At 63.6% G+C, this 24,387-nt stretch carries 19 protein-coding genes and 3 pseudogenes; 8 read left to right on the top strand and 14 right to left on the bottom strand.

Annotated elements, in window-relative coordinates:
* The first annotated feature begins 54 nt into the window (after positions 1-54).
* From pip to PC358_RS19540, 7 genes are all read left to right on the top strand, one after another.
* The gene (gene pip, locus PC358_RS19570; RefSeq protein ID WP_033701946.1) at positions 55-1,026 is read left to right on the top strand and encodes a prolyl aminopeptidase; all 972 of its coding nucleotides are present in this window, start codon (positions 55-57) and stop codon (positions 1,024-1,026) included.
* On the top strand, positions 1,023-1,460 hold the full coding sequence (gene dtd, locus PC358_RS19565) for a D-aminoacyl-tRNA deacylase (RefSeq protein WP_033701945.1): 438 nt from the start codon (positions 1,023-1,025) through the stop codon (positions 1,458-1,460). Before pip ends, dtd begins: the two co-directional genes overlap by 4 nt.
* Positions 1,461-1,723: 263 nt before the next feature.
* Positions 1,724-3,448, top strand: a complete 1,725-nt coding sequence (locus PC358_RS19560; protein ID WP_201773246.1) for a glucan biosynthesis protein G — start codon at positions 1,724-1,726, stop codon at positions 3,446-3,448.
* Positions 3,441-6,014: a glucans biosynthesis glucosyltransferase MdoH gene (gene mdoH, locus PC358_RS19555; RefSeq protein WP_033701943.1), complete on the top strand. Its 2,574-nt coding sequence runs from the start codon at positions 3,441-3,443 to the stop codon at positions 6,012-6,014. The genes PC358_RS19560 and mdoH overlap by 8 nt, the downstream gene beginning before the upstream one ends.
* 256 nt (positions 6,015-6,270) lie before the next feature.
* Positions 6,271-7,068, top strand: a complete 798-nt coding sequence (locus tag PC358_RS19550; RefSeq protein WP_033702583.1) for a transporter substrate-binding domain-containing protein — start codon at positions 6,271-6,273, stop codon at positions 7,066-7,068.
* A gap of 111 nt (positions 7,069-7,179) precedes the next feature.
* Positions 7,180-8,142 carry an amino acid ABC transporter permease gene (locus tag PC358_RS19545; protein ID WP_033701942.1) on the top strand — a complete coding sequence of 321 codons (963 nt, stop codon included), beginning with the start codon at positions 7,180-7,182 and terminating at the stop codon, positions 8,140-8,142.
* Entirely contained in the window at positions 8,135-8,869 is a 735-nt protein-coding gene (locus PC358_RS19540) for an amino acid ABC transporter ATP-binding protein (RefSeq protein WP_033702582.1), read from the top strand. The genes PC358_RS19545 and PC358_RS19540 overlap by 8 nt, the downstream gene beginning before the upstream one ends.
* A 166-nt stretch (positions 8,870-9,035) precedes the next feature.
* On the opposite strand, the pseudogene PC358_RS28485 reads toward PC358_RS19540, so the two are convergent.
* The 13 genes and pseudogenes from PC358_RS28485 to ubiE form a co-directional block, all read right to left on the bottom strand.
* Positions 9,036-9,615 (bottom strand): annotated as a pseudogene (locus tag PC358_RS28485) (methyl-accepting chemotaxis protein); the annotation flags it as partial.
* A gap of 141 nt (positions 9,616-9,756) precedes the next feature.
* A pseudogene (locus PC358_RS28480) lies at positions 9,757-10,845 on the bottom strand (methyl-accepting chemotaxis protein); the annotation flags it as partial.
* A 296-nt stretch (positions 10,846-11,141) separates the two neighbouring features.
* Positions 11,142-11,855 carry a methyl-accepting chemotaxis protein gene (locus PC358_RS28475; RefSeq protein ID WP_371856395.1) on the bottom strand — a complete coding sequence of 238 codons (714 nt, stop codon included), beginning with the start codon at positions 11,853-11,855 and terminating at the stop codon, positions 11,142-11,144.
* 141 nt (positions 11,856-11,996) lie between these two features.
* Positions 11,997-13,058: pseudogene (locus PC358_RS28470) on the bottom strand (methyl-accepting chemotaxis protein); the annotation flags it as partial.
* Positions 13,059-13,159: 101 nt separating this feature from the next.
* Positions 13,160-13,867, bottom strand: a complete 708-nt coding sequence (locus PC358_RS19525) for a 16S rRNA (uracil(1498)-N(3))-methyltransferase (RefSeq protein WP_033701939.1) — start codon at positions 13,865-13,867, stop codon at positions 13,160-13,162.
* Entirely contained in the window at positions 13,864-14,652 is a 789-nt protein-coding gene (tatC, locus tag PC358_RS19520; RefSeq protein ID WP_033701938.1) for a twin-arginine translocase subunit TatC, read from the bottom strand. Before tatC ends, PC358_RS19525 begins: the two co-directional genes overlap by 4 nt.
* Complete coding sequence (gene tatB, locus PC358_RS19515; RefSeq protein WP_033701937.1) at positions 14,649-15,026, bottom strand: Sec-independent protein translocase protein TatB; 378 nt, start codon at positions 15,024-15,026, stop codon at positions 14,649-14,651. The genes tatC and tatB overlap by 4 nt, the downstream gene beginning before the upstream one ends.
* Positions 15,027-15,029: 3 nt before the next feature.
* On the bottom strand, positions 15,030-15,302 hold the full coding sequence (locus tag PC358_RS19510; RefSeq protein ID WP_033701936.1) for a twin-arginine translocase TatA/TatE family subunit: 273 nt from the start codon (positions 15,300-15,302) through the stop codon (positions 15,030-15,032).
* A gap of 25 nt (positions 15,303-15,327) precedes the next feature.
* On the bottom strand, positions 15,328-15,663 hold the full coding sequence (locus PC358_RS19505) for a phosphoribosyl-ATP diphosphatase (protein WP_033701935.1): 336 nt from the start codon (positions 15,661-15,663) through the stop codon (positions 15,328-15,330).
* Between the two features lies 1 nt (position 15,664).
* Positions 15,665-16,057 carry a phosphoribosyl-AMP cyclohydrolase gene (gene hisI / locus PC358_RS19500; protein WP_033701934.1) on the bottom strand — a complete coding sequence of 131 codons (393 nt, stop codon included), beginning with the start codon at positions 16,055-16,057 and terminating at the stop codon, positions 15,665-15,667.
* A 72-nt stretch (positions 16,058-16,129) separates the two neighbouring features.
* Positions 16,130-17,749 carry a ubiquinone biosynthesis regulatory protein kinase UbiB gene (gene ubiB, locus PC358_RS19495; RefSeq protein WP_033701933.1) on the bottom strand — a complete coding sequence of 540 codons (1,620 nt, stop codon included), beginning with the start codon at positions 17,747-17,749 and terminating at the stop codon, positions 16,130-16,132.
* A complete protein-coding gene (locus PC358_RS19490; RefSeq protein WP_033701932.1) occupies positions 17,746-18,369 on the bottom strand; it encodes a ubiquinone biosynthesis accessory factor UbiJ in 624 nt (207 codons plus the stop codon). Before PC358_RS19490 ends, ubiB begins: the two co-directional genes overlap by 4 nt.
* A complete protein-coding gene (gene ubiE, locus PC358_RS19485) occupies positions 18,369-19,139 on the bottom strand; it encodes a bifunctional demethylmenaquinone methyltransferase/2-methoxy-6-polyprenyl-1,4-benzoquinol methylase UbiE (RefSeq protein ID WP_033701931.1) in 771 nt (256 codons plus the stop codon). The genes PC358_RS19490 and ubiE overlap by 1 nt, the downstream gene beginning before the upstream one ends.
* 124 nt (positions 19,140-19,263) lie before the next feature.
* On the opposite strand from ubiE, the gene PC358_RS19480 reads away from it, so the two are divergent.
* Positions 19,264-19,539, top strand: a complete 276-nt coding sequence (locus PC358_RS19480) for a polyhydroxyalkanoic acid system family protein (protein ID WP_033701930.1) — start codon at positions 19,264-19,266, stop codon at positions 19,537-19,539.
* A 12-nt stretch (positions 19,540-19,551) separates the two neighbouring features.
* Here PC358_RS19480 and PC358_RS19475 read toward each other — a convergent pair whose 3' ends face one another.
* Positions 19,552-24,270 carry a dermonecrotic toxin domain-containing protein gene (locus PC358_RS19475; protein ID WP_033701929.1) on the bottom strand — a complete coding sequence of 1,573 codons (4,719 nt, stop codon included), beginning with the start codon at positions 24,268-24,270 and terminating at the stop codon, positions 19,552-19,554.
* Positions 24,271-24,387 lie beyond the last annotated feature (117 nt).

Below are 24,387 nucleotides of genomic sequence, written 5' to 3'. Positions count from 1 at the left end.
CAATTCAGGTTTATGATGCCAAACGGCAGACTTAATCCTCACACGGAGTGCGCAATGCAGACCCTCTACCCGCAGATCAAACCCTACGCCCGGCACGATCTGGCCGTGGAAGCGCCGCATGTGCTGTATGTCGATGAAAGCGGCTCGCCTGAAGGTCTGCCGGTGGTGTTCATCCACGGTGGCCCGGGTGCCGGTTGTGATGCCCAGAGCCGTTGCTACTTCGACCCCAACCTGTACCGTATCATCACCTTCGACCAGCGTGGCTGTGGCCGCTCCACGCCGCACGCGAGCCTGGAGAACAACACCACCTGGCACCTGGTCGAGGACCTGGAGCGTATCCGCAAGCACCTGGGCATCGACAAGTGGGTGCTTTTTGGTGGTTCGTGGGGGTCGACCCTGGCCCTGGCCTACGCCCAGACCCACCCTGAGCGCGTGCATGGCCTGATCCTGCGCGGCATCTTCCTGTGCCGCCCGCAGGAGATCGAGTGGTTCTACCAGGAAGGCGCCAGCCGCCTGTTCCCCGACTACTGGCAGGACTACATTGCACCGATCCCGCCTGAAGAGCGCGGTGACCTGGTCAAGGCCTTCCACAAGCGCCTGACCGGCAACGACCAGATCGCCCAGATGCACGCCGCCAAGGCCTGGTCCACCTGGGAGGGCCGCACCGCTACGCTGCGCCCCAACCCGCTGGTGGTCGACCGCTTCTCCGAGCCGCAGCGCGCGCTGTCGATTGCCCGCATCGAATGCCACTATTTCATGAACAATGCCTTCCTCAAGCCGGACCAGCTGATCCGCGACATGCCGAAGATCGCCCACCTGCCGGCGGTGATCGTGCATGGCCGCTACGATGTGATCTGCCCGCTGGACAACGCCTGGGCGCTGCACCAGGCCTGGCCCAACAGCGAGCTGAAGGTCATTCGCGATGCTGGCCACGCGGCCTCTGAGCCGGGCATCACCGATGCCCTGGTGCGCGCTGCCGAGCAGATGGCCCGTCGCCTGCTCGACCTGCCCCTGGAAGAAGCGTGAGGGGGCTGCTACAGCGTGTGCGTGGCGCACGGGTAGAGGTTGCCGGGGAGGTCGTCGGTGCCATCGACCATGGCCTGTTGGTGCTGGTGGCGGTCGAGCCTGAAGATTCCCGCGAATCGGCCGATAAGCTGCTGCACAAGCTGCTTAACTATCGGGTGTTCAGCGATGAGCAGGGCAAGATGAACCTGTCGCTCAAGGATGTCGGCGGCGGTTTGTTGCTGGTGTCCCAGTTCACGCTGGCGGCAGATACCCGCAACGGCATGCGGCCGAGCTTCTCGACGGCGGCGCCACCGGCCCTCGGCGCCGAGCTGTTCGACTATCTTTTAGAACAGGCGAAGGGCAAGCACGCCGATGTGGCGAGTGGGCGATTTGGCGCAGACATGCAGGTGCAACTGGTCAATGATGGCCCCGTAACATTTATGTTACAAATGTGAGGCTAAAAAACCCCTTGTTTGTAGGAAAACAAGGGGTTTTGTACGATAAATAGTTAGTCCAGCCTGATGCGTTGTCACGCGACCTGCTGGATAATCGCGCGCTGCATGGACCTGCGTTCGCAGGTTCGTTTCACTCTGACTCGAGTATTGTCTGGATCCGTTTGGGGAATCATTGCGCCCTTACGGGGTCCGAACAGTGCTCGCCAACCCGGCATTTGTAGCTGGCCGTTGGTTTCATGATCTGTTTTCGGCGAGGGTTGCTCGTGATTGTTAGTCCCCATAAAGCATCAAGAATCCCCGGCATTCGGCTACGCAAGGCCCTGATGGCCAGCGTGGCACTGGTCGGCCTGATGAGCGCGGGCCAGCTGTGGGCATTCAATCTTGACGATGTTGCAGCCAAGGCAAAGGATCTGGCCGGCCAGAAGTACGAAGCACCGAAGAGCAATCTGCCGGCAGTCTTCCGCGACATGAAGTTCGCCGACTACCAGAAGATTCACTTCCTGCAGGAAAAGGCCGAGTGGGCCAAGGACAAGACCCCCTTCAAGCTGTCCTTCTATCACCAGGGCATGCATTTCGACACCCCGGTGAAAATCAACGAAGTCACCGCCTCCAAGGTCGAGGAAATCAAGTACGACCCGAGCCGTTTCGAGTTCGGTGACGTGCCGCACGACCCGGAAACCACCAAGAACCTGGGCTATGCCGGTTTCCGCGTGCTTTACCCGATCAACAAGGCCGACAAGCAGGACGAGATCATGACCCTGCTTGGCGCCAGCTACTTCCGCGTGGTCGGCAAGGGCCATGTATATGGCCTGTCGGCCCGTGGCCTGGCCATCGACACCGCGCTGCCGTCGGGTGAAGAGTTCCCGCGGTTCACCGAGTTCTGGGTCGAGAAGCCAAAGCCTGCCGACAAGCACCTGGTGATCTATGCCCTGCTGGACTCGCCGCGCTCCACCGGTGCCTACAAACTGACCCTGCGTCCGGGCAGCGACACCGTGGTCGACGTCAAGTCGCGGGTCTACCTGCGTGATCACGTCAGCCGCCTGGGCATCGCACCGCTCACCAGCATGTACCTGTTCGGCCCTAACCAGCCGTCCAAGGTCATGAACTACCGCCCGGCCCTGCACGATTCCGAAGGCCTGTCGATCCATGCCGGTAACGGCGAGTGGCTGTGGCGCCCGCTGAACAACCCGAAACACCTGGCTGTCAGCAACTTCAGCGTCGAGAACCCGCGTGGTTTCGGCCTGATGCAGCGTCATCGCGACTTCAAGGACTATGAAGACCTCGACGACAACTACCAGAAGCGTCCAAGCGCCTGGATCGAGCCCAAGGGCGACTGGGGCAAGGGCACCGTCGACCTGGTTGAAATCCCGACCGCCGACGAGACCAACGACAACATCGTGGCGTTCTGGAGCCCCGAGGCCCTGCCAGAGCCTGGCAAGCCGTTCGAGTACGACTACCGCCTGCACTGGACCATCAACGAGGCCCAGTTCCAGGCCCAGGACGTGGCCTCGGTCACCCAGACCCTGCGCTCCACCGGTGACGTCAAACAGTCCAACCTGATTCGTCAGCCTGACGGCAGCGTGGCGTTCATCGTCGACTTCGCTGGTGCCAACCTGGCCGCCCTGCCGGAAGACACCGCAGTACGCAGCCAGATCAGCGTCGGCGACAATGCCGAGGTGGTCGAGAACAACCTGCGCTATAACCCAGAGAGCAAGGGCTGGCGCCTGACCCTGCGGCTGAAGGTCAAGGAAGCCAACAAATCGACGGAAATGCGCGCTGCGCTGGTTCGCGACGTGCCTGTCGAACCCGCCAAGCCTGCTACCAAGGACGCCAAGCAGGACAAGGCCGCTGCCAAGCACGCCAAGGCCGAGAAAAACGCCAAGGCCGAACAACCTGCCGCCGACGCGGCGTCCACCAACGGGACCCCGGCCACCACCGAACAAGTGCTGACCGAGACCTGGAGCTATCAGTTGCCTGCCGATGAGTAACTCAAGCGCAAGGCCGGAATCGCTTGGCGAATACCTGGCCCACCTCCCACTGAGCGATGAGCAGCGCGCGGAACTCGCCAGCTGCACCTCGTTCGGTGAGCTGCACCAACGCCTGGCGGCCAACCCGGCCGCCAACGCCGCCGAGGCCGTGCAGGCTTCGGTGGGCCCGCGGCTGACCGTGGGCAGCGCCGCCGAGCTTGAAGAAGCCGAAATGCTCGGCGTCGACGGCAGCGGCCGGCTGTGCCTGAAAATCGCACCGCCGATCAAGCGCACCCGCGTGGTGCCCGAGCCATGGCGCACCAACGTGCTGATCCGCATGTGGCGGCGCATGACCGGGCGCACCAACGCGCCGCAGCCAGAGCAGCGCGAGCTGCCCAAGGCCCGCTGGCGCACGGTTGGTTCGATCCGCCGCTATATTTTGCTGACCCTGATGATCGGCCAGACCATCGTCGCCGGCTGGTACATGAAGGGCATCTTGCCGTATCAGGGCTGGTCGTTCGTCGACCTCGACGAGATCGTCAACCAGTCGCTGTGGGAAACCGTCGTGCAGGTGTGGCCGTATGCCCTGCAGACCTCCATCCTGATTCTCTTCGGCATCCTGTTCTGTTGGGTGTCGGCGGGCTTCTGGACGGCGCTGATGGGCTTCCTTGAGCTGCTCACCGGGCGCGACAAGTACCGCATTTCCGGCAGCAGTGCCGGCAGTGAGCCGATCGCGCCCGAGGCACGTACCGCGCTGGTCATGCCCATCTGCAACGAAGATGTGCCGCGGGTGTTCGCAGGCCTGAGGGCGACGTTCGAATCGGTAGCCGCCAGCGGCAACCTCGACCGTTTCGACTTCTTCGTGCTCAGCGACACCAACGACACCGACATTGCCGTCGCCGAGCAACAGGCCTGGCTGGACGTGTGCCGCGAAACCAAGGGCTTCGGCCGCATCTTCTATCGCCGCCGTCGGCGCCGGGTGAAGCGCAAGAGCGGCAACCTCGACGACTTCTGCCGTCGCTGGGGCGGCGAGTACAAGTACATGGTCGTGCTCGACGCCGACAGCGTCATGAGCGGCGAGTGCCTGAGCAGCCTGGTGCGCCTGATGGAGGCCAACCCGGACGCCGGCATCATCCAGACCGCGCCCAAGGCGTCCGGCATGGACACCCTGTATGCGCGCATGCAGCAATTCGCCACCCGTGTGTACGGCCCGCTGTTCACCGCCGGCCTGCACTTCTGGCAGCTGGGCGAGTCGCACTACTGGGGCCACAACGCGATCATCCGCATGAAGCCGTTCATCGAGCACTGCGCCCTGGCGCCGTTGCCGGGCAAGGGCGCCTTCGCCGGTGCCATCCTCTCCCACGACTTCGTCGAAGCCGCGCTGATGCGCCGTGCCGGCTGGGGCGTGTGGATCGCCTATGACCTGCCGGGTAGTTACGAAGAGTTGCCGCCGAACCTGCTCGACGAGCTCAAGCGTGACCGCCGCTGGTGCCACGGCAACCTGATGAACTTCCGCCTGTTCCTGGTCAAGGGCATGCACCCGGTGCACCGTGCGGTGTTCCTCACCGGCGTGATGTCGTACCTGTCGGCGCCGTTGTGGTTCTTCTTCCTGGTGCTGTCGACCGCGCTGCTGGCGACCAACACGCTGATGGAGCCGCAATACTTCATCGAACCGTACCAGCTTTACCCGCTGTGGCCTCAGTGGCACCCGGAAAAAGCCGTTGCGCTGTTCTCCACCACCATCGTGCTGCTGTTCCTGCCCAAGCTGCTGAGCATCATCCTGATCTGGGCCAAGGGCGCCACCGAGTTTGGCGGGCGTATCAAGGTCACCCTGTCGATGCTGATGGAGATGCTGTTCTCCATGCTGCTGGCGCCGGTCCGGATGATCTTCCACACCCGCTTCGTGCTGGCCGCGTTCCTCGGCTGGGCCGCGACCTGGAACTCGCCGCAGCGTGACGACGACTCCACGCCGTGGAGCGAGGCCGTGCGCCGCCATGGCCCGCAGACCCTGCTGGGCTTTGCCTGGGCAGCGCTGGTTGCCTGGCTTAACCCGAGCTTCCTGTGGTGGTTGGCGCCGATCGTGGGTTCGCTGGTGCTGTCGATCCCGGTGTCGGTGATCTCCAGCCGCACCCGCCTGGGCCTGGCGGCCAAGGACGAGAAGCTGTTCCTGATACCTGAGGAATACGCAACGCCGCAGGAGCTGCTGGCTACTGACCAGTACACCCACGAGAACCGTTGGCATGCCCTGCACGACGGTTTTGTGCGGGCAGTGGTCGACCCGCGGCAGAATGCTCTGGCCTGCGCCATGGCGACGGCTCGCCACGGCCAGGCTGCAGCGATCGAAGCGCTGCGTGCCGAGCGTGTGGCCAAGGCGCTGGACGTTGGGCCGCAGGGGCTGGACCTGAATACCCGCCTGGCCTTGCTGAGCGACCCGGTCGCCTTGGCGCGCCTGCATGATCGGGTCTGGGCCGAGCACAACGCTGCCTGGATCGATGTGTGGCGTGCTTCGATCAACAACGACCCGCATTCGCCGTTGTTGCCGTTGCATCCAGAGAATGAAGGCCAGCCGGCACTCGTCGGCGCCTGATCCATAGCATTCGCGGGGCAAGCCCGCTCCCACTGCGACTTCACAGTGCTTCAATGCTGTGCTGTCCCTGTGGGTGCGGGCTTGCCCCGCGAAGCGTCAGACCGGCCATGCAATCGATTTTGGCCAACAAAGTCCCCCCCGGCGCTAGGTCCCTGAGCCGCCATGCGTTAGCATCCGTCTCCGATAGACGCTTCGGCCAGTACGGCCGTGCCAACAATAAGATTTGCTTCTTTTCTTGCTAGGGGACTTGGTGATGATCAAGAAATACCTTTCGCGACTGCTGGTCGGTGTTACCGCCCTGGTCGCCGTCTCGGCAGCCCAGGCTGGCGCCATCGAAGACGCGGTCAAGCGCGGCACCCTGAAAGTGGGCATGGACCCAACCTACATGCCGTTCCAGATGACCAACAAGCGTGGCGAGATCATCGGCTTCGAGGTCGATATCCTCAAGGCCATGGCCAAGTCCATGGGCGTCAAGCTGGAGACCGTCTCCACCGCCTATGACGGCATCATCCCGGCCCTGCTGACCAACAAGTTCGACATGATCGGCAGCGGCATGACCCTGACCCAGGAACGCAACCTGCGCCTGAACTTCAGCGAACCCTTCATCGTGGTCGGCCAGACCTTGCTGATCCGCAAGGACCTGGCGGGCGAGATCAAGACCTACAAAGACCTGAACAACGAGAAGTACCGCATCACCTCCAAGCTCGGTACCACCGGCGAGATGGTTTCCAAGAAGTTGATCGCCAAAGCCAAGTACCACGGCTACGACAACGAGCAGGAAGCGGTGATGGATGTGGTCAACGGCAAGGCCGACGCCTTCGTCTACGATGCACCCTACAACGTGGTGGCGGTGGAGAAGGCCGGCGCTGGCAAGCTGCTGTTCCTCGAAGAACCCTTCACCTACGAGCCGCTGGCATTCGGCCTGAAGAAAGGCGACTACGACAGCATCAACTTCATCAACAACTTCCTGCACCAGATCAAGCATGACGGGACCTACGATCGTATCCACGACAAGTGGTTCAAGAACAAGGACTGGCTGAAGGAAATGGAATAAGAAGTAGCTTCAAGCCGCAAGCTGCAAGCTGCAAGAGAAGGTGGGCCAATACGCGGTCTGGTTTTCCTTGCAGCTTGTAGCTTGCGGCTTGCCGCTTTCTGGAGTAACCCCGTGATCAAACACAAGAAAGCCCAGTGGCCCTGGCACGCGCTGACTGCGCTGGTGCTGGTTGGCCTGGCGGTCAGTCTGTATCTGGCCACCTCGTTGATGTCCTATGAATGGCGCTGGAACCGCGTCCCTCAGTATTTTGCCTACCAGGCCGAAGACGCCCAGCGTGCCGCCAGCAATGGCACCGTGCAGGACATCGTCATAACCGGTGACACCGCCCGCGTCTCGCTCAAGGGCGAAGACGGCGCCGAGCAGGTGCTCGATGTGGACAGCAACAGCCTGCAATTGAGCCGTGGCGATGACGTCGCCGAAGGCGACCAGGTCGGTGTGACCCGCCACTGGGCGGCTGGCCCGTTGGCGTGGGGCCTGTGGACCACGCTGTGGTTGTCGGTGGTGTCGGGCGCCCTGGGCCTGGTGATCGGCCTGTTCGCGGGCCTGTGCCGGTTATCGAACAACCCGACCCTGCGTGACTTGTCGACGGTGTACGTCGAACTGGTGCGGGGCACACCGCTGCTGGTACAGATCTTCATCTTCTACTTCTTCATCGGCACCGTGCTCAACCTGTCCCGCGAATTCGCCGGGGTTGCGGCGCTGGCGCTGTTCACCGGGGCCTATGTGGCCGAGATCGTCCGCGCCGGTGTGCAGTCGATCGCCCGCGGCCAGAACGAGGCGGCCCGCTCGCTGGGCTTGAACGCCAGCCAGTCGATGCGCCATGTGATCCTGCCCCAGGCCTTCAAACGCGTGCTGCCGCCGTTGGCCGGCCAGTTCATCAGCCTGGTCAAGGACACCTCGCTGGTCTCGGTGATCGCCATTACCGAACTGACCAAGAGCGGCCGCGAGGCCATCACCACCTCGTTCTCGACCTTCGAGATCTGGTTCTGCGTGGCAGGCCTGTACCTGCTGATCAACCTGCCGCTGTCGCACCTGGCCAGCCGGCTCGAGCGGAGGCTTGCGCAAAGTGATTGAAGTCCGTGACCTGGTAAAAGTCTTCGACACCCGCGGCCAAGTGGTTCGCGCGGTAGACAATGTCACCACGCGTGTAGCCAAGGCCGAAGTGGTGGTGGTGCTTGGCCCGTCGGGTTCGGGCAAGTCGACCTTCCTGCGCTGCCTCAACGGCCTGGAGCATTTCGACGAAGGCCATGTGGCCATCGACGGCCTGCAACTGGCCGACCCGAAGACCGACATCAACGCCTACCGCCGCGAAGTCGGCATGGTGTTCCAGCATTTCAACCTGTTCCCGCACATGACCGTGCTGGAGAACCTGTGCCTGGCGCAGAAGGTGGTGCGCAAGCGCGGCAAGGCCGAGCGTGAGGCCAAGGCCCGGGCGCTGCTGGAGAAGGTCGGTATCGCGCAGAAGGCCAATGAGTACCCGTCGCGGTTGTCCGGCGGCCAGCAGCAGCGCGTGGCGATTGCCCGTGCCTTGGCCATGGAGCCGAAGGTGATGCTGTTCGACGAACCGACCTCGGCGCTCGACCCGGAAATGGTCGGCGAAGTGCTGGATGTGATGAAGACCTTGGCTCAGGAAGGCATGACCATGGTCTGCGTTACCCACGAGATGGGCTTTGCCCGGGAAGTGGCTGACCGGGTGCTGTTCTTCGACCATGGCAAGTTGCTGGAAGATGCCTCGCCGGCGCAGTTCTTTGATACGCCGAAGGACCCGCGGGCGCAGGCGTTCTTGCGCCAGGTGCTGTAACCGCTTGGGGGCGCATTGCGCCCCCGGCAATCTCACAGGCTGAACCGCCCGACCATCCCCCGCAACTGCCGCCCCAGTTGCTCCAGCTCGCCACTCGAAGCCGCCGTCTGTTCACTGGCCGCACTGGTCTGGTCAGACACATCGCGCACATTCAGCACACTGCGGTTGATCTGCTCGGCCACCACGCTCTGCTCTTCGCTGGCCGTGGCAATCTGCTGGTTCATGCCCTGGATACTCGACACCGTATCGGTGATCTGCCCCAGCGCATGCCCTGCCTTGCGGCTCAGCTCGACACTCTGCTCGGTCAGGCGCTTGCTGTTGTCGAGCAGGTGCGTGACCTCGTCTGTGCCGCTGTGCAGGCTTTCGATCAGTTGTTCGATCTCCTCGGTCGACTGCTGGGTCCGTTGCGCCAGCCCGCGTACCTCATCGGCGACCACCGCAAAACCACGCCCGGCTTCACCGGCCCGGGCTGCTTCGATCGCTGCGTTCAAGGCCAGCAGGTTGGTTTGTTCGGACACCGACTTGATCACATCGAGGATGCTGCCGATGCGCTGGCTTTCGCCCGCCAGATGCTGCATGGCTGCCAGGCAATCGTCCATCTGCCCAGCCAGTTGCTCGATGCGGCTGATGGCTTCGGCCACCACCTGATCGCCCACCTGCGCCTGCTGGTCGGCATTGGTTGCGGCCAGCGATGCTTGTTCGGCGTTCTGCGCCACCTCTTGCACGGTCGCGCTCATCTGGTTCATGGCGGTGGCCACCTGGTCGGTTTCCTCGCGTTGCTGGTTGATGCGCAGCTTGGTGTCCTCACTGCTGGCGGCCAGTTGCGTGGCCGCCTGTGACAGGTGGCCGACGCCTTGGTCGATGCCGCCGATCAGCTCGCGCAGGCTCAAGGTCATGTCGCGCATGCTGGACTGCAACTGGCCCATCTCGTCACGGCGCAGCACCGGCTCGACCTGGCTCAGGTCGCCCTTGCTGATACGCGCGGCCACGGCCAGTGTCTGGCGCAGCGGCTGGGTAATCTGCAGGGTGATCAGCCAGCCGGCGATGACCCCCACCACCAGCGCCAGCACGGCCACGCTGGTCAGCAACGAGCGGGCTGCCAGGGCCTCGCTGTCGCGTTGCTCGACCTTGCGCTCGCCCAACTCCACGCTTACGGCGCTTAACTCATCACCCATGTTTTCCATGTTGCCTTGCAACTGCTCGACCCGCACGGCGGCGTTACGGTACTGGTCCAGGCTGGTGCGGTACTTGGCCAACTCGACACCGGGCTGTTCCGTCAGCGTGCGCGGCAGGCTCAGGGGCGCAAGCCCCTTGAGCAACTGGCCAAGGCTGCTGTCGGCGGCGTCAAGTGCGCCATCGCCGACTTTGGCGAAACCCTCGACGGGCGAGAAGGTATAGGCGGGTACCAGGCTCTGCTGGTTGGCGCCGTCGACGTGACGGCTGAGGGTATCCATCAGGCCCAGCACGCCGCTTTGCTGGCTGTCGGCAGGCATCTTCAGCAAGGCCTGGGTCTGCAGTTCGTCGATGACGTCGTTGAGTTTCTGCTCCTGCGCCTGCATGGCCTCGCGCAGCGCGTGCCGCTGTGCGACCGTGCGCTGCAGTTCGGCGAAGTCGTCGCGCAGGCGCTGCAACAATTGCAGCTTCTGGGTGAGCATCTGGCGTGAATCATCGACATGGCTGCGTTGCTGCAGGGTGGTCAGCATGCCTTCGAGCTGGTCGAGGATGCGCATGATGCGCGACTTGCTGGCGTCGTCGCCGAGCACGCGATAGGTGATGCGCTCTGCGCGCAGGTCCTTGACCAGGTCGTTGATCAGGCCGATTTCACTGAGTTGTTCCGAGCGGGTGATAGCGCCATCCAGCGCGCGCCAGCCGCTGAGGGTGGTGGCCAGGGTAAGCAGCAAGACCACGGCGAAGCCGAGGGCAAGCTTGGCGCCGACACCGACGTTGCCGAGCCTGCGGTTGAGGTAGCCGAGCATGATGAGTCTCCGTCCGTTTGAGAGAGGGCATGCCGGCGCAATGCCGGCATGACACCCCTGCCCATCGGCCGCGGAGGCGTAGGACTTGACCTGATAATCCCGTAGGAAAATTCAGCAAAGACTGTATGAATTTCTGCAGGCCCGCCGCGACGCTTGTGTAGGAGCGGCCTTGCGTCGCGAACGGGGCGCGTAGCGGCCCTGGTTTTTCAGCTTCGCCGCAGAGAGTGCTGGGGGCGCTACGCGCCCCGATCGCGACGCAAGGCCGCTCCTACACCACGCCCGCAGGCCTTGCACGATCAGAGCCTGAACCGCCCTACCAGCCCTTGCAGGTGCGTGCCTAACCGCGCCAGTTCCACACTGGAGCTGGCCGTCTCTTCACTGGCCGCCGAGGTCTGATCGGAGATATCCCGCACATTCATCACGCTGCGGTTGATCTCCTCGGCCACCGCGCTCTGTTCTTCCGCCGCCGTGGCAATCTGCTGGTTCATCGCCTGGATCGACGACACGGTACGGGTGATGGTCTCCAGAGAGCCCCCGGCGCGGCGGGTCAGCTCGACACTGCTGTCGGTCAGCTGGCGGCTGTTGTCCATCACGCTGGCCACACGTTGCGTGCCGCTTTGCAAGCCGGCAATCAGTTCTTCGATTTCTTCGGTCGACTGCTGCGTACGCTGGGCCAGGCTGCGCACTTCGTCGGCGACTACGGCAAAGCCACGCCCGGCCTCGCCGGCCCGTGCTGCCTCGATCGCCGCGTTGAGGGCCAGCAGGTTGGTCTGCTGGGCCACCGATTTGATCACATCGAGCACGCTGCCGATCTTGTCGCTCTCGGCCTTGAGCTGGTTCATCGCTTCGCTGGAGTTGGCCACCTCAGAGGCCAGGCGCTCGATCTGGGCCACCGCCTCACCCACCACCCGATCACCCTCGCGGGCTTGTTGGTCGGCCATCAACGCGGCTTCCGAGGCCTGTTCGGCATTGCGTGCCACCTCGTGCACGGTGGCGGTCATCTGGTTCATGGCTGTCGCCACTTGGTCGGTTTCTACCTTCTGGTTGTTGACCCCGGCGCTGGTCTGCTCGGTCACCGCCGACAGTTCCTCGGCGGCGCTGGCGATCTGCGTGACACCGTCGCCGATGCCGCCGATCAACTCACGCAGGCCCTGGGTCATGCGCTGCATGCTGGCCTGCAACTGGCCCAGTTCGTCGCGGCGTTGTACCGGCAAGTCCTGGCTCAGGTCGCCACTGGCCACGCGCTCGGCAGCGTTCAGGGTCTGGCGCAGCGGGATGATGATCTGCCGGGTGATGGCCCAGGCCGCCAGCAGGCCCAGCGCCAGGGCCAGGGCGGTGGCGGCGGCGAGTAGAGTCTTGGCCTGGCTGGCACCGGCGTTGCGCACTGCCGTCTGTGAGGTGGTCATCGTCTGGCTGGTCTGCAGCAGCACCGAGCCTTGGTCGGCCATGTGTTGCAGCGCCTGCTCGCTGGCAGCCTGCGCACTGCCGAACTGGTTGACCGCGTCACGGTAGCCGGCCAGGGCGGTGGCGGCATCGTCGAGGCTGGCGGCATGTTCGGCGGGCACCTTGGCCGGCAGCGCCTTGAGTTCGGCCAGGGCCTGGTCGATGGCCTTCAGTGCGGTCTGCTGGTACTGCGCATCGCCGCTGTAGGTATAGCCACGGACCTGGAAGCGCGCTTGTTGCAGCAGTGCGCTGACGTCCACCGCATACTGGTATTGGCTGATATCGCCGCCCTGCAGCAGGCCCCGCTGGACCCGGCCGACCAGCTCGACGGCCTTGTCGGCGCTGTCGCCAAGCACGGCACGGCTGGCCTCGCGGCGCTGGCCGGCCTGTTTCAGGTCGTTGAACGCTTGTTGATAGATGCGCACGGCCTCGCGCTGCTGTTCAAGTCGCTGGCGGTCGGCGGGGAGTTCGATCTGGCCCAGCATCAGTTGCACCTGGCGATCAAGATTGGCCAGGGCCTTTTCCAGCTCGGCCACAGCGGCGTCATTGCGGTCGCGCTGGTAATGCTGGCGGGCGATGCGCAGTTCCTGGGTATATTGCTGGATCACCGAGATATTACCCAGCTTGTCGCCGCGGTCGATGACGCTGTCCAGGCCGTGCCAGCCGGTCAGGGTAATGGCCAGGGTCAGTAGCAGTACCAGGCCGAAGCCCAACCCCAGCTTGCGATTGACGCTTACATTTCCCAGCACGTGGGCTAACCATCGGTACATGTTCGACTCCCCGGTAACTTGGCAGCACGGTTAATTATTGTGTTGCCAAGGCATCGGCCCGGGAGAGAGAAACTTGATGGGTGAAAAGCCTGACGATTGCGTCAGAAAATACGCGATAACAGCGCGATTACGGCAGTCTCCACGCGCAGGATGCGCTCACCCAGTTGCACAGGCGCCAGGCCAGCCTTGCCCAGCAGCTCGACTTCATAGGGGATCCAGCCACCCTCAGGGCCGATGGCCAGGGTCACCGCTTGCTCGACGGCCCGCGGGCAGGCAGGGTAGGGGCCGGGGTGGCCCACCAGGCCCAAGGTGCCTTCGGCGATGGCCGGCAGGCGGTCTTCGACGAACGGCTTGAAGCGCTTCTCGATGATCACCTCGGGCAACACCGTGTCGCGGGCCTGCTCCAGGCCCAGGATGAGGTTTTCGCGAATGCTTTCGGGGTTAAGGAAAGGCGTTTGCCAGAAACTCTTCTCGACCTTGTAGCTGTTCACCAGGATCAGGCGCTCGACACCCAGGGTGGCGACGGTCTGGAACAGCCGGCGCAGCATTTTCGGCCGCGGCACCGCCAGCACCAGGGTCAGCGGCAGCTTGGCTGGCGGCGGCTGGTCGAAGCCCACTTGCAGTTCCGCTTCATGGCCTTCCAGGCGCACCACGGTGGCGCGGCCCATCAACCCGTTGACCTGCCCGACGCGCAGGCTATCGCCCACCGCCACCCGGTGAATCTCCTGCATGTGGGTGAAACGCCGGTCGGCCAGGACCACGCGGTCGGCCGCGATGAAATCGGCTTGTTCGAGTAACAGCAGGTTCACGGTTGCGTCGCAGGGGGTTGGTCGTTGTGATCGTTTGCGGCTTCATCGTGCTCGCTGCGCTTGCGGATCAGGCTGCCACACAGCACACCGACCTCGAACAACAGCCACATGGGCACTGCCAGCAAGGTCTGGGAGAAGATGTCCGGTGGGGTCAGGACCATGCCGACCACGAAGCAGCCGATGATCACGTAAGGGCGAACCTTTTTCAGGTACTTCACGTCGACCACGCCGATCCACACCAGCAACACCACGGCCACCGGGATCTCGAAGGCGACGCCAAAGGCGAAGAACAGGGTCATGACGAAGTCGAGGTAGCTGGCGATGTCGGTCATCATCGACACGCCTTCCGGTGTGGCGCTGGCGAAGAAGCCGAAAATCAGCGGGAACACCAGGAAATAGGCGAAGGCCATGCCGGCGTAGAACAGGAAGATGCTCGACACCAGCAGCGGAATGGCGATGCGTTTTTCATGGCGGTACAGCCCGGGTGCGATGAAGCCCCAGATTTGTTGAAGAATGAACGGGATCGCCAGGAACAACGACACGATCATGGTCAACTTGAACGGCGTGAGGAACGGCGAGGCCACGTCGGTGGCGATCATCGTCGCATTGGCCGGCAGGTGGTCGCGCAGCGGCGCCGAGACCAGGGTGTAGATCTGCTGGGCGAAGGAGAACAACCCGGCAAAGATCAGGAAGATGACGGCGACACAACGCAGCAGGCGAGTGCGCAGTTCGGTCAGGTGCGAGACCAGCGGCATGGGCTGGTCGTGTTCCGGATTTTCGCTCATGGGGCTCGCGGCGGTTGTGGCGGTTCAGAGGGTGCGGCCGGGGCGGCAGGCGTGGCGTCTGGCGTAGCTTCGAGCCCTGCGGGAGGTTGCACCGTGGCCATGGTGACCGGTGGCTGCACCGGTGGCGTCTGCGGGTTGAGGATGCGCCGGGCTTCCTCTTCCATGTGCAGGATGTGCTCGTTGTGCAGCTGCCGACGGATATCGTCGGCGCCGATCTCGCGCTCGACTTCCATCTTGATGCTGTTGAAGCTGCGCTTGAGGCGCCCGATCCACAGCCCGGCCGTACGCGCGGCGCCGGGCAGGCGCTCGGGGCCGAGCACCAGCAGGGCGACGAGGCCGACGAGCAGCAGCTCACTGAAACTGATGCCGAACATGGGTCAGTCTTTCCGCTGTGGCTCTTGGACCGGCTGGGCCTGGCCCTCGATGGTGTGGCCCTGGGCCTGCTGGGCAGTGTTCTGCACTGGCGGAACGGGCTGTGCAGGCGGCGGCGTCTGCTCGGCCGGCTTGTTCTCTTCGTCGCTCATGGCCTTGCGAAAGCCCTTGATCGACTCGCCGAGGTCGCTGCCGAAGTTTTTCAGCTTCTTGGTGCCGAACACCAGCACTACCACCACCAGCAGTACAATCCAGTGTTTCCAGTCAAAGATACCCATGTTGCTCTCCTAGAATTCTATTCAGTCAGGCGGAAGGTTGACGCGCAGCCTTCTCGTCATGCCCGGAAAGCCCGAAACGGCGCTCCAGTTCATCGAGCACGGCCTGTGGATGCTGCCCCAACGCGCTGAGCATCACCATGCTATGAAACCACAGGTCGGCGGTTTCATAGATGACATCGCTGTAATCCTTGCTGATCGCAGCATCCTTGGCGGCAATGATCGTCTCGATGGACTCTTCGCCGAGCTTCTCGAGGATCTTGTTCAGGCCCTTGTGATGCAGGCTTGCCACGTAGGAGCTGTCGGGCGCCGCGTGCTTGCGTTGTTCAAGCACTTCGGCCAGGCGGTTGAGGGTGTCGCTCATGTCAGTGTCCTGCGCTATAGATGGCGTCCGGGTCCTTCAGGACCGGGTCGACGGTTTGCCATTGGCCGTCTTCGTAGACGCGGTAGAAGCAGCTTTCGCGGCCGGTATGGCAGGCGATATGGCCCAGTTGCTCGACCATCAGGATGATCACGTCGGCATCACAGTCCAGGCGCATTTCGTGCAATTTCTGTACATGGCCGGACTCCTCGCCCTTGCGCCACAGTTTGCCACGCGAGCGCGACCAGTAGATGGCGCGTTGCTCGGCGGCAGTCAGGGCCAGGGATTCGCGGTTCATCCAGGCCATCATCAGCACGCGTCCGGTCTTGTGGTCCTGGGCAATGGCCGGTACCAGGCCATCGCTGTTCCACTTGATCTCGTCCAGCCAGTCTTTCATCGTCGACTCCAAAACGGACCCGCTCCTGTGCCGGGCCCTTTGCGCTAGTGTGCCAGCCAGAGGCGCGGCTGGCTATTGGCGCACGATCAGGTAAAGGCCAGCGGCCAGCATCAGCCATGCCGGCCAGGCGGCCGGGGCGGCCAGGCTGGCGGCCTCGGCGGCACCTGCGGCCAGTACCGCGCCACCGCCGAGCAGGCCGGCGCCGAGCAGGCGCAGTGCCCAGCGGTCGCCCTGGCGGCGCCGCTGGGGCAGTTGCGGGTCGTGCAGGTGCGGTTGCGACAGGCGTTCGAGCAGGTCGCGGGTCATGCCGGCCAGGTGCGGCAGTTGCTCGGCCTGGCTGTACAGGTTGCCGACCATGGCCTTTGGGCTGTAGCGCTCGCGCATCCAGCGTTCCAGAAACGGTTTGGCGGTGCTCCACAGGTCCAGGTCGGGGTACAGCTGGCGGCCCAGGCCCTCGATGTTGAGCAGGGTCTTCTGCAGCAACACCAGTTGCGGCTGGACCTCCATGTTGAAGCGCCGGGCGGTCTGGAACAGGCGCATCAGCACCTGGCCGAAGGAAATGTCTTTCAACGGTTTTTCGAAGATCGGCTCGCACACGGTACGGATCGCGGCTTCGAACTCATTGACCTTGGTGTGCGCCGGCACCCAGCCCGAATCGATGTGCAGTTGCGCGACGCGGCGGTAATCACGCTTGAAGAAGGCGATCAGGTTGCGCGCCAGGTAGTCCTGGTCCTCTGCGGTGAGGCTGCCGACGATGCCGCAGTCGATGGCGATGTACTGCGGGCTCCACGGCTTTACCGTGCTGACGAAAATGTTGCCGGGGTGCATGTCGGCATGGAAGAAGCTGTCACGGAACACCTGGGTGAAGAACACCTCCACACCGCGCTCGGCCAGCAGCTTCATGTCGGTACGCTGGTCGGCCAGGGTTGCCATGTCGGTGACCGGCACGCCGTAGATGCGCTCCATCACCAGCACCTTGGGCCGGCACAGGTCCCAGTAGACCTGGGGCACGTACATCAGCTCGGAGCCCTCGAAGTTGCGCCGCAACTGGCTGGCGTTGGCCGCCTCGCGGAGCAGGTCGAGTTCGTCGTAGATGGTCTTTTCGTAATCGTTGACCACTTCGACCGGGTGCAGGCGGCGAGCGTCGGCAGACACCCGCTCGGCGCCCTTGGCGATCAGGAACAGCCAGGCCAGGTCCTGGGCAATGATCGGTTTGAGGCCCGGGCGTACCACCTTGACCACGACTTCTTCGCCGCTCTTCAGGCGCGCGGCGTGTACCTGGGCCACCGAGGCCGAGGCCAGCGGTTCGACGTCGAAACGGCTGAACACCTCACCGACCTTGGCGCCGAGCTGCTCCTCGATCAATGCCACGGCCTTTTTCGGGTCGAACGGCGGCACGCGGTCTTGCAGCAGCATCAGTTCGTCGGCGATGTCGGTGGGCAGCAGGTCGCGGCGGGTGGACAGCAGCTGGCCGAACTTGATGAAGATCGGCCCCAGGTCCTGCAGCGCCAGGCGCAGGCGCGCGCCACGGCTGAGCGCGGAGGGCGTGCGCGGCAGCCAGCGCCAGGGCATCAGCAGGCGCAGGCTCATCAGCCACCAGGGCAGGGGCAGGTCGAACAGCAGGTCATCGAGGCGGTAGCGGATCACCACACGCTGGATGCGAAAGAGACGGCGGACGGCGAGCAGCTTCATGCGTTATCGCTGGTATCAAGGGATCGGGAGAGGCGCAGCAGGCGCGCCTCTAAGCGTTCTGTATCGACCTTCAAGGCATCGAGCTCGCTGAAGGCGGCTTCGGCTTCGCGTTTGCCGACCAGGGTGCGGGACTCTTCGGCCAGGTACTCGGAGAGGTTCTGGCTGAAGCGCGTCAGGCCTTGGCGGGTCCAGCGCGCACGCAGGCGGATGTGGCCTGCCAGCAGCGCGGTGGCGACCGGGCCGAGCCAACGCTGCAGTTCGTGCTCCCAGTCCAGCTCCAGGTCCTGCAACACGCCGAACAGGTCGAGCAGTACGGCGCTGTCGCCATGCAGTTCGACCTGCGGGCTGTGCAACACGGCGGTCTTGTCCCTGGCCAAGGCCAGTTGCGCCAGGCTGCCAGCGGGGGCGCGCAGGCTGCAGTCGACCTCGCCTTCCCAGTGCGCGGCCAGCATCAGGCCGTCTTCATCGGGCAGGATGAACACCTGCAGGGCCGGCTGACGGCAATCGATCTCGATGACCTTGCCTTCGAGCGCAGCCAGCCGCGGCAATGCCGTGCTGTCCATGCGCAGGACGCGGTTCAGGCCATGTTCGACGCTGGCGAGCAGCCCGGCCAGCAGCATCAGGGCTTGATTCCCCGGTGTACGGCGACGATGCCGCTGGTCATGTTGTGGTAGGTGACGCGGTCGAAGCCGGCGTCGACCATCATGGCCTTGAGGGTTTCCTGGTCGGGGTGCATGCGGATCGATTCGGCCAGGTAGCGGTAGCTTTCCGAGTCGTTGGTGATCAGCTTGCCGGCCAGTGGCATGAAGGCGAACGAGTACGCGTCATAGGCCTTGGACATCAGCTTGCTGGTCGGCTTGGAGAATTCGAGGATCAACAGGCGCCCGCCCGGCTTGAGCACGCGCAGCATCGAGCGGATGGCTTCGTCCTTGTGGGTGACGTTGCGCAGGCCGAAGGCGATGGTCACGCAGTCGAAGTGGTTGTCCGGGAACGGCAGCTTCTCGGCGTCGGCCTGGACGAACTCGATGTTGCCCGCCACGCCACGGTCGAGCAGGCGGTCACGGCCAACCTTGAGCATCGACTCGTTGATGTCGGCCAGCACTACCTGCCCGGTCGGGCCGACCAGCCGCGAGAACTTGGCGGCCAGGTCACCGGTACCGCCGGCAATGTCCAGCACGCGGTTGCCGCTGCGCACGCCCGACAGCTCGATGGTGAAGCGCTTCCACAGGCGGTGCATGCCGCCGGAAAGCACGTCGTTCATCAGGTCGTACTTGGCCGCCACCGAGTGGAACACCTCGGCGACTTTCTTGGCTTTCTGGCTCTCGGGGACGTCCTGGTAGCCAAAATGGGTGGTGGGTTCGGCGTGTTCGCCTTTGCGCTGGTCGTTCATATCGCTTCACCGGAAAAAATTACCGCCATTCTAGGGCGAACGGGCGGATTTGTCTTGGCGGGGTGTGCCGGGGGGCAGGGGCGGGCATAATGCCGATTATGTCTTCATATTCAGGAACACCCGCATGACCCAGATCAGCGTCGAACGCAAACACTCCCTTGGCCGCGAGGCCGCTCGCGCCAAGGCCGAAGCGCTGGTGGACAAGCTGAGCCGCGAATATGACCTCAAGGCCACCTGGAACGGCGACCGCGTCGACGTGGCACGCAGTGGCGCCAACGGCAGCGTGCACATCGGTGACGACAGCATCCGCGTCGAGCTGAAACTGGGCATGATGCTGTCGATGATGAGCGGCACCATCAAGGGCGAGATCGAGCGGGCGCTGGACAAGGCGCTGGCCTGACCCGAGCGGTTTTCAGACGGACGGGAACGGGATCACCCCATCGATCTGCTCAAGGCGCAAATCGCCCCGGTAGATGTTTATCCGCTCTGCCGAGTCGTGTGAGCGCTGCAGGCGTTCGTCTCGGTTCATCGCCCGTGGCTCCCAGAACTTCAAGTGGCCTTTGGCGAACTCACGCGGCGCGGCTTGGGCACTGGTGTAGTGAAAGTGCGCTTCCCAGAGTTTCTGCCTGGGTTGTATGCGATGGATGGCATACACATCCAGGTAGTCATTTTGCTTGAGCCGTTTGCGCGTCTTGGCCAGTGCGATCTCGATATGGCCCTCCTGGTACAGGTAGCGCAGAGCCGTGCTGTCCGGGTGTTGGGTGTTGAAGTAGGCATCGGTTAGCAAGCGGCGCTTTTCTGCCTGCAACTGCGCGACGGCTTCGTTCAGCTGCACCGCCAGGGCCTGGCCGTCGGCTGGCCCGGCCGTCAGTTGACGGGCGATGTCGGCCATGTCCTGAATCTGCCAGTCCATCAGGTCTGCCAGGCTATTGGGTTCCTTCGAGTAGCGGGCGATCAGGGCAAGCTTGTCGGCTTTCTGCGCGAGCAGGCTGGTGCCGACCTGACGCAAGTAGGCATTGCTGCGAGGGGTGGCGATGCTGGGGAGTTGTTCCCACTGATCGCTGCGCTGCTGGTACTCAATGGTCTGCTGGGTCAATGGGTCGTTCTGCGTCGCCACGCCGTTGTCCTGAGCCTGTTCGGCCAGGATCGTTCTGCCTTGCGTGGTGCGGATCAGCTTGCGTTTGCCTGGCCGCCCTCGGTAAGTCACCTGGCGGGCTTGCGCCGGCTCACCGCTTTCACCGGCGCGCAGCGCGTTGTTCAGGTCATGCTCGGCCGATGACTTCAAGGCCGTCAACTGGCTTATGTATTGCTCCACGCGTGCAGCGTTCAGTGCTGGCTCGTTCAATGACAACAAGTAGTTGGCTTTACCCAGCGATGTCTCGTATTCACGCAATGCAGTGCCGAGGATTTCTGCCTGTTCCTCGGCGGGCAAGTTTGCCGCGGCCAGGCCATCATGGCTTAGCAATGCCGCTTGGAAGCCAGGGTTGCGCAGCGCTGCCTGCATGCGCAGCAGCTCGTTGAAGTTTTCACGGGTGAGTTGATCTCTGTCGACACTCAGCTGGGCCAGGTCGGCGAGTAACTGAGCGCGCATGATGACGGTTGAAAAGTGGCGTTGGCCGATGACCTCCTCAAGCTTTGCCTGCTTGCCTTCGAACTGCAGGCTGGTGTCGGCCAGGGCTTGGGCGAGGTTCTGGTCGAGGCGTTCACTGACCGCCAGCAAGCGCTTGTGGGTGGCGTGGGCAGCTTCCACGTTATCGCGGTAGGCAAGGTACAGCAGCCCCTGTTCTTCACCAAAGGGTAGCCTGGCCAATTGCTCGGACTGTTGCTTGAGGACGTCATAGTCGGTCAGGTCGAGCAAACGGTGATAAAGATGCACGTCCGTTTCGAGCAGTTGCTCCGACCACTGGCCGCGGGCGTAAGCCGATCTGCTGTTTGGGTCGAACCTGGCGAATCGGGGCTCGCTCATTTGGCCAAACAGCTCGATTTGCGAGGTTAGCAAGTTGACCTGTTTTTCGTACGTCAGTGACAGTATCTGCAGGTGTGGCTGGGCCTCGTTGCGCATGGTCTGAAGCGTGCGCAACTGCGTCTGCAGTGCTTCGGGTAGCTCGTTGCGGGCCACGCCCGGGTACTGTTTCACCGTCTGCCTGAATGCCGCTGCGGCATTGTCGTAGGCTTGGGTCAGCGTCAGGTAGCGTTCAATGAAGCGCTCGTTCTTCACCAGTTCGTCGTCGTTGCGTTTGCGGTTTTCCTGCAAGGCAACCATTGCCCGTCGATTTTCATCGAGCATCGTCTTGCGCGACCTGGGCATGCCGCCCGCCAGCCGCAAATCGATCGCCCATTCGCCGTTCCAGCGGGTCAGCCACGGCCCTCTGCTGCGCTCGCGGCCGACGATGAGGTAGCCATCCCATTCGCCCCCCTGCGCCGCCCAGTCGCCTTTGCTGGTGTCGGGCCCGATGATGCGAACCCCCGACCAGCTCTCTTCGACTTCGTAGGTGGCGGCTCCCAGCTTCACGTAATAGCGCCCGTCGATGTTGTAGAGCCCGCGCAGGCGTCCTTGCGGCTGTGCAGCCAGCCCATGCAGGTCAACGTTGGCGCGCAGTTCGAGCAGGGCGCTGCGTGCTGCGTCGGGCAAATTGCCCAGGCGTTGGTTGTCGCTCCAGGCGCTCACCCTGAACGTCGTGGGCATAGCGTGTTCTGTGGGGGGGAGCCAGTCTCTGGCCTGAGGCTGTTCCTGTGGCGTCGCGCTGCCCGCTTGCCGAGGCAAAGGCCCACCCAGGTGCACCCCGGTTTGCCCGGGCGGGCTCGTTTCAGGGCGCGCCGTGGCAGGCGTATGCACCAATAGCATGGCGATACTGAACAACAGGTCGGAGCAGGCCAGGGCCTTTTCCTCAAGGCTGCCCTGGGACAGTGCTGCCAGGTCGGCTTTCACGCTGATAAACGCCGAGACCAGCCAGGCTACTGTCGCCGCAGGCCCGCGCAGCAGCACGGTGACCGTGTTGAACGCCAGCCAGCCCAGTTGGATGACCATCGCCCAGCGCTGTTGGGCATTGGAGACACTCTGCCGTGAGGCCAGCAGCAACATCGCCTCGGCATGTGCCTCGAGCAGTTGGCTGTCCAAGTCGTCTGCCCACGCCTTGAAGGCCAGACTGGCCGGCGCACGCAACTGCTCCAGGGCATGGTCGCTCATCATTGTGCCGGGCCCCAGCAGATCTGCCAGTTCGGACAGGTGAGGGTGCAAGTGGGGGAGGGTGAAACCATCGTTTTCGTAGATCGGGCGGTCAGCATCATCCAGCCAGGCCAGAATATTTCGTTGCAACTCACCGGCGGCACGGATGCTGGCCATGAGCTGCGCCTGGCTGGCGTACTCGTGCAAGCTTCGGCTTGCGCCAAGAGGGCAGTAGAGTATCCAGGACCGGGTCTGTACAACCTCGATCAGAAACATGCCACGTACCCGGTTCGCCTTGGTGGCGCCCGCTGCACAGTTGAAGGCCAGAGGGGCCACTTTTATCGCGGTCGCGGCAGCTGTCGAGTCATCGCAGAATTCAGCCAGTGCCTGGCATGCACGCTCACTCAGATGCCCCTCGATCTTGGCTTGCAGCGCGTCAAACAGCAGGGTGCTGCGCCATTGCCTGGCGAAGCCCTGGATGCGCTTGACTCGATCAGTCGGGTCTTGCAGCCGGGCATGGAGGTATAGGGGGTACTGACCCCCGACGTCGAGCGTGTGTACCAGCCCGTTGATGTAGTCGAGGGTCAGCCAACCCTCGGCGGCCTGGGTGCTGTCCATGGTTACGGCCGAGGCCACTTCATGCTGGCTCGGCTGCAAGCGCGCGATAGCCAGTTCGGTAAGGGTGATGTTTTCAAGGGGTTCCAGGCGGGCCGGCCCGTTGGACGATGCCTCGACGACCTGCGAGATCGTGATGAGCAGGTGGTCGGGGTCCACGCTTGTTTTGTCTGGGTGGTCCGCGTGCATCTGTTCTCGCAGGCGCCGGGCGGTGTAGTGCTGAAGGTCCTCGAGATCAGCAAGCGCCGGCGTGCCCTTTGCCAACGCTTGACGCGAGGACAATGCCAGCATTGCCATGTGGTAGCGGAAACGGTCGGTGGCACTGGCCTGGGCAAGCCAGCCCGGCAGGGGGATGGCGGGCGCCTGCTGGTCGGTGCTGCCGGCGTCGGTGAACGCAGAGGAGGGGTCGCTGAGTTGGCTGTAAAGGCTTTCCAGCTCACGCGCCTGGGCGATCGGGTAAAGCTGCACGCGCTCGATGTTCTGCAGGGCAGCGTTGAGCAACTGGCTGGCCTGGTAGCGGAAGGCGCAGCCGTTAACCGGTTCGCAGGCCCAAGAGAGTGTGTCGAAATCATAGCGGTCGGCCAGCGCGTCGCGCAGCGCGCAGGCGAACTCGGCGAGGTCGTCGAAGCGACGTACAGTGCCTGATGGCTGGCACCAGAGCACCAGGCGACGCTCATCGCGCTCCGCGATCACCAGCAGGTCCGCCGATACCAGCCGATGCTCGACACTTTGCTGCTGAAGCGATACCTGCAGGCCCTGCACGGCAGGGGTGGCGTTGTCTTCGGCGACCAACCCGTACAACAGGTTCTTCTCGTCCTCGTTCAGGCCCATGCGCTCGATCGCATTGAGCAACGCGGCCTTGAGCACCTGCTCCAGCCAGCGCAAGCGGGACACATCCGAGTCGCCATCGCGCCCACACCAGAAGCTGGCCTGCGCGTGTTGGAACGTTTCGATGAGGGTTGCCAGCACCTCGTCGAATACCTGGTTCACCTCAGCCATGCGCAGTTCAATGACGGGGGCTTGCGGCTGTGGGCGAAAAACCTCGGGCGGCGACAGGCTGAGCTGGTCGGTGGCGGCCAGGGCCATGGGGCTGCTGCTCAGGAAGTGCTCGAGCAACGTCTCGACCAGATCACGCTGCCAGACTGAGCCATCGCCTGCTGGCGCGGGGAGGATGGTCATGCCTTCGAGAGACTGGAGCTGCGGGTGGTTGCTGCGAATCCAGGGGTAACGGTCTGCCAGCGCTTCGAAGGCGGCCCTGGCCATGACGCTACGCAAGCTGGGGCGTTCGGCAAAGCAGGCAGCAACCAGGTGCCTGAAGGAGAGATGACCAAGGGGGGCGGCGGGGGGCATGTCAGGAGCGCTCCAGTCGGATGGGAGCTGCATGCTTGTCCGCTTTCCAGGGGCCGTGGTGGTAGATACGTAAGCGCCGAGCTTAGGGTGAAGATTCTAATTTGGCCCACTACCTTA

The organism is Pseudomonas capeferrum (genome assembly GCF_000731675.1).
GTDB lineage: Bacteria > Pseudomonadota > Gammaproteobacteria > Pseudomonadales > Pseudomonadaceae > Aquipseudomonas > Aquipseudomonas capeferrum.
This window is presented reverse-complemented; position numbering and strand designations above follow the sequence as displayed.

Excerpts from the sequence above, each read along its gene's own strand:
- pip (WP_033701946.1), top strand. The coding sequence starts at position 55 with ATGCAGACCCTCTACCCGCAGATCAAACCCTACGCCCGGCACGATCTG.
- mdoH (WP_033701943.1), top strand. The coding sequence starts at position 3,441 with ATGAGTAACTCAAGCGCAAGGCCGGAATCGCTTGGCGAATACCTGGCC.
- PC358_RS28475 (WP_371856395.1), bottom strand. The coding sequence starts at position 11,855 with ATGAACCAGATGACCGCCACCGTGCACGAGGTGGCACGCAATGCCGAA.
- tatC (WP_033701938.1), bottom strand. The coding sequence starts at position 14,652 with ATGAGCGAAAATCCGGAACACGACCAGCCCATGCCGCTGGTCTCGCAC.
- tatB (WP_033701937.1), bottom strand. The coding sequence starts at position 15,026 with ATGTTCGGCATCAGTTTCAGTGAGCTGCTGCTCGTCGGCCTCGTCGCC.
- PC358_RS19510 (WP_033701936.1), bottom strand. The coding sequence starts at position 15,302 with ATGGGTATCTTTGACTGGAAACACTGGATTGTACTGCTGGTGGTGGTA.
- PC358_RS19505 (WP_033701935.1), bottom strand. The coding sequence starts at position 15,663 with ATGAGCGACACCCTCAACCGCCTGGCCGAAGTGCTTGAACAACGCAAG.
- hisI (WP_033701934.1), bottom strand. The coding sequence starts at position 16,057 with ATGAAAGACTGGCTGGACGAGATCAAGTGGAACAGCGATGGCCTGGTA.
- ubiB (WP_033701933.1), bottom strand. The coding sequence starts at position 17,749 with ATGAAGCTGCTCGCCGTCCGCCGTCTCTTTCGCATCCAGCGTGTGGTG.
- PC358_RS19490 (WP_033701932.1), bottom strand. The coding sequence starts at position 18,369 with ATGCTGCTGGCCGGGCTGCTCGCCAGCGTCGAACATGGCCTGAACCGC.
- ubiE (WP_033701931.1), bottom strand. The coding sequence starts at position 19,139 with ATGAACGACCAGCGCAAAGGCGAACACGCCGAACCCACCACCCATTTT.
- PC358_RS19480 (WP_033701930.1), top strand. The coding sequence starts at position 19,264 with ATGACCCAGATCAGCGTCGAACGCAAACACTCCCTTGGCCGCGAGGCC.
- PC358_RS19475 (WP_033701929.1), bottom strand. The coding sequence starts at position 24,270 with ATGCCCCCCGCCGCCCCCCTTGGTCATCTCTCCTTCAGGCACCTGGTT.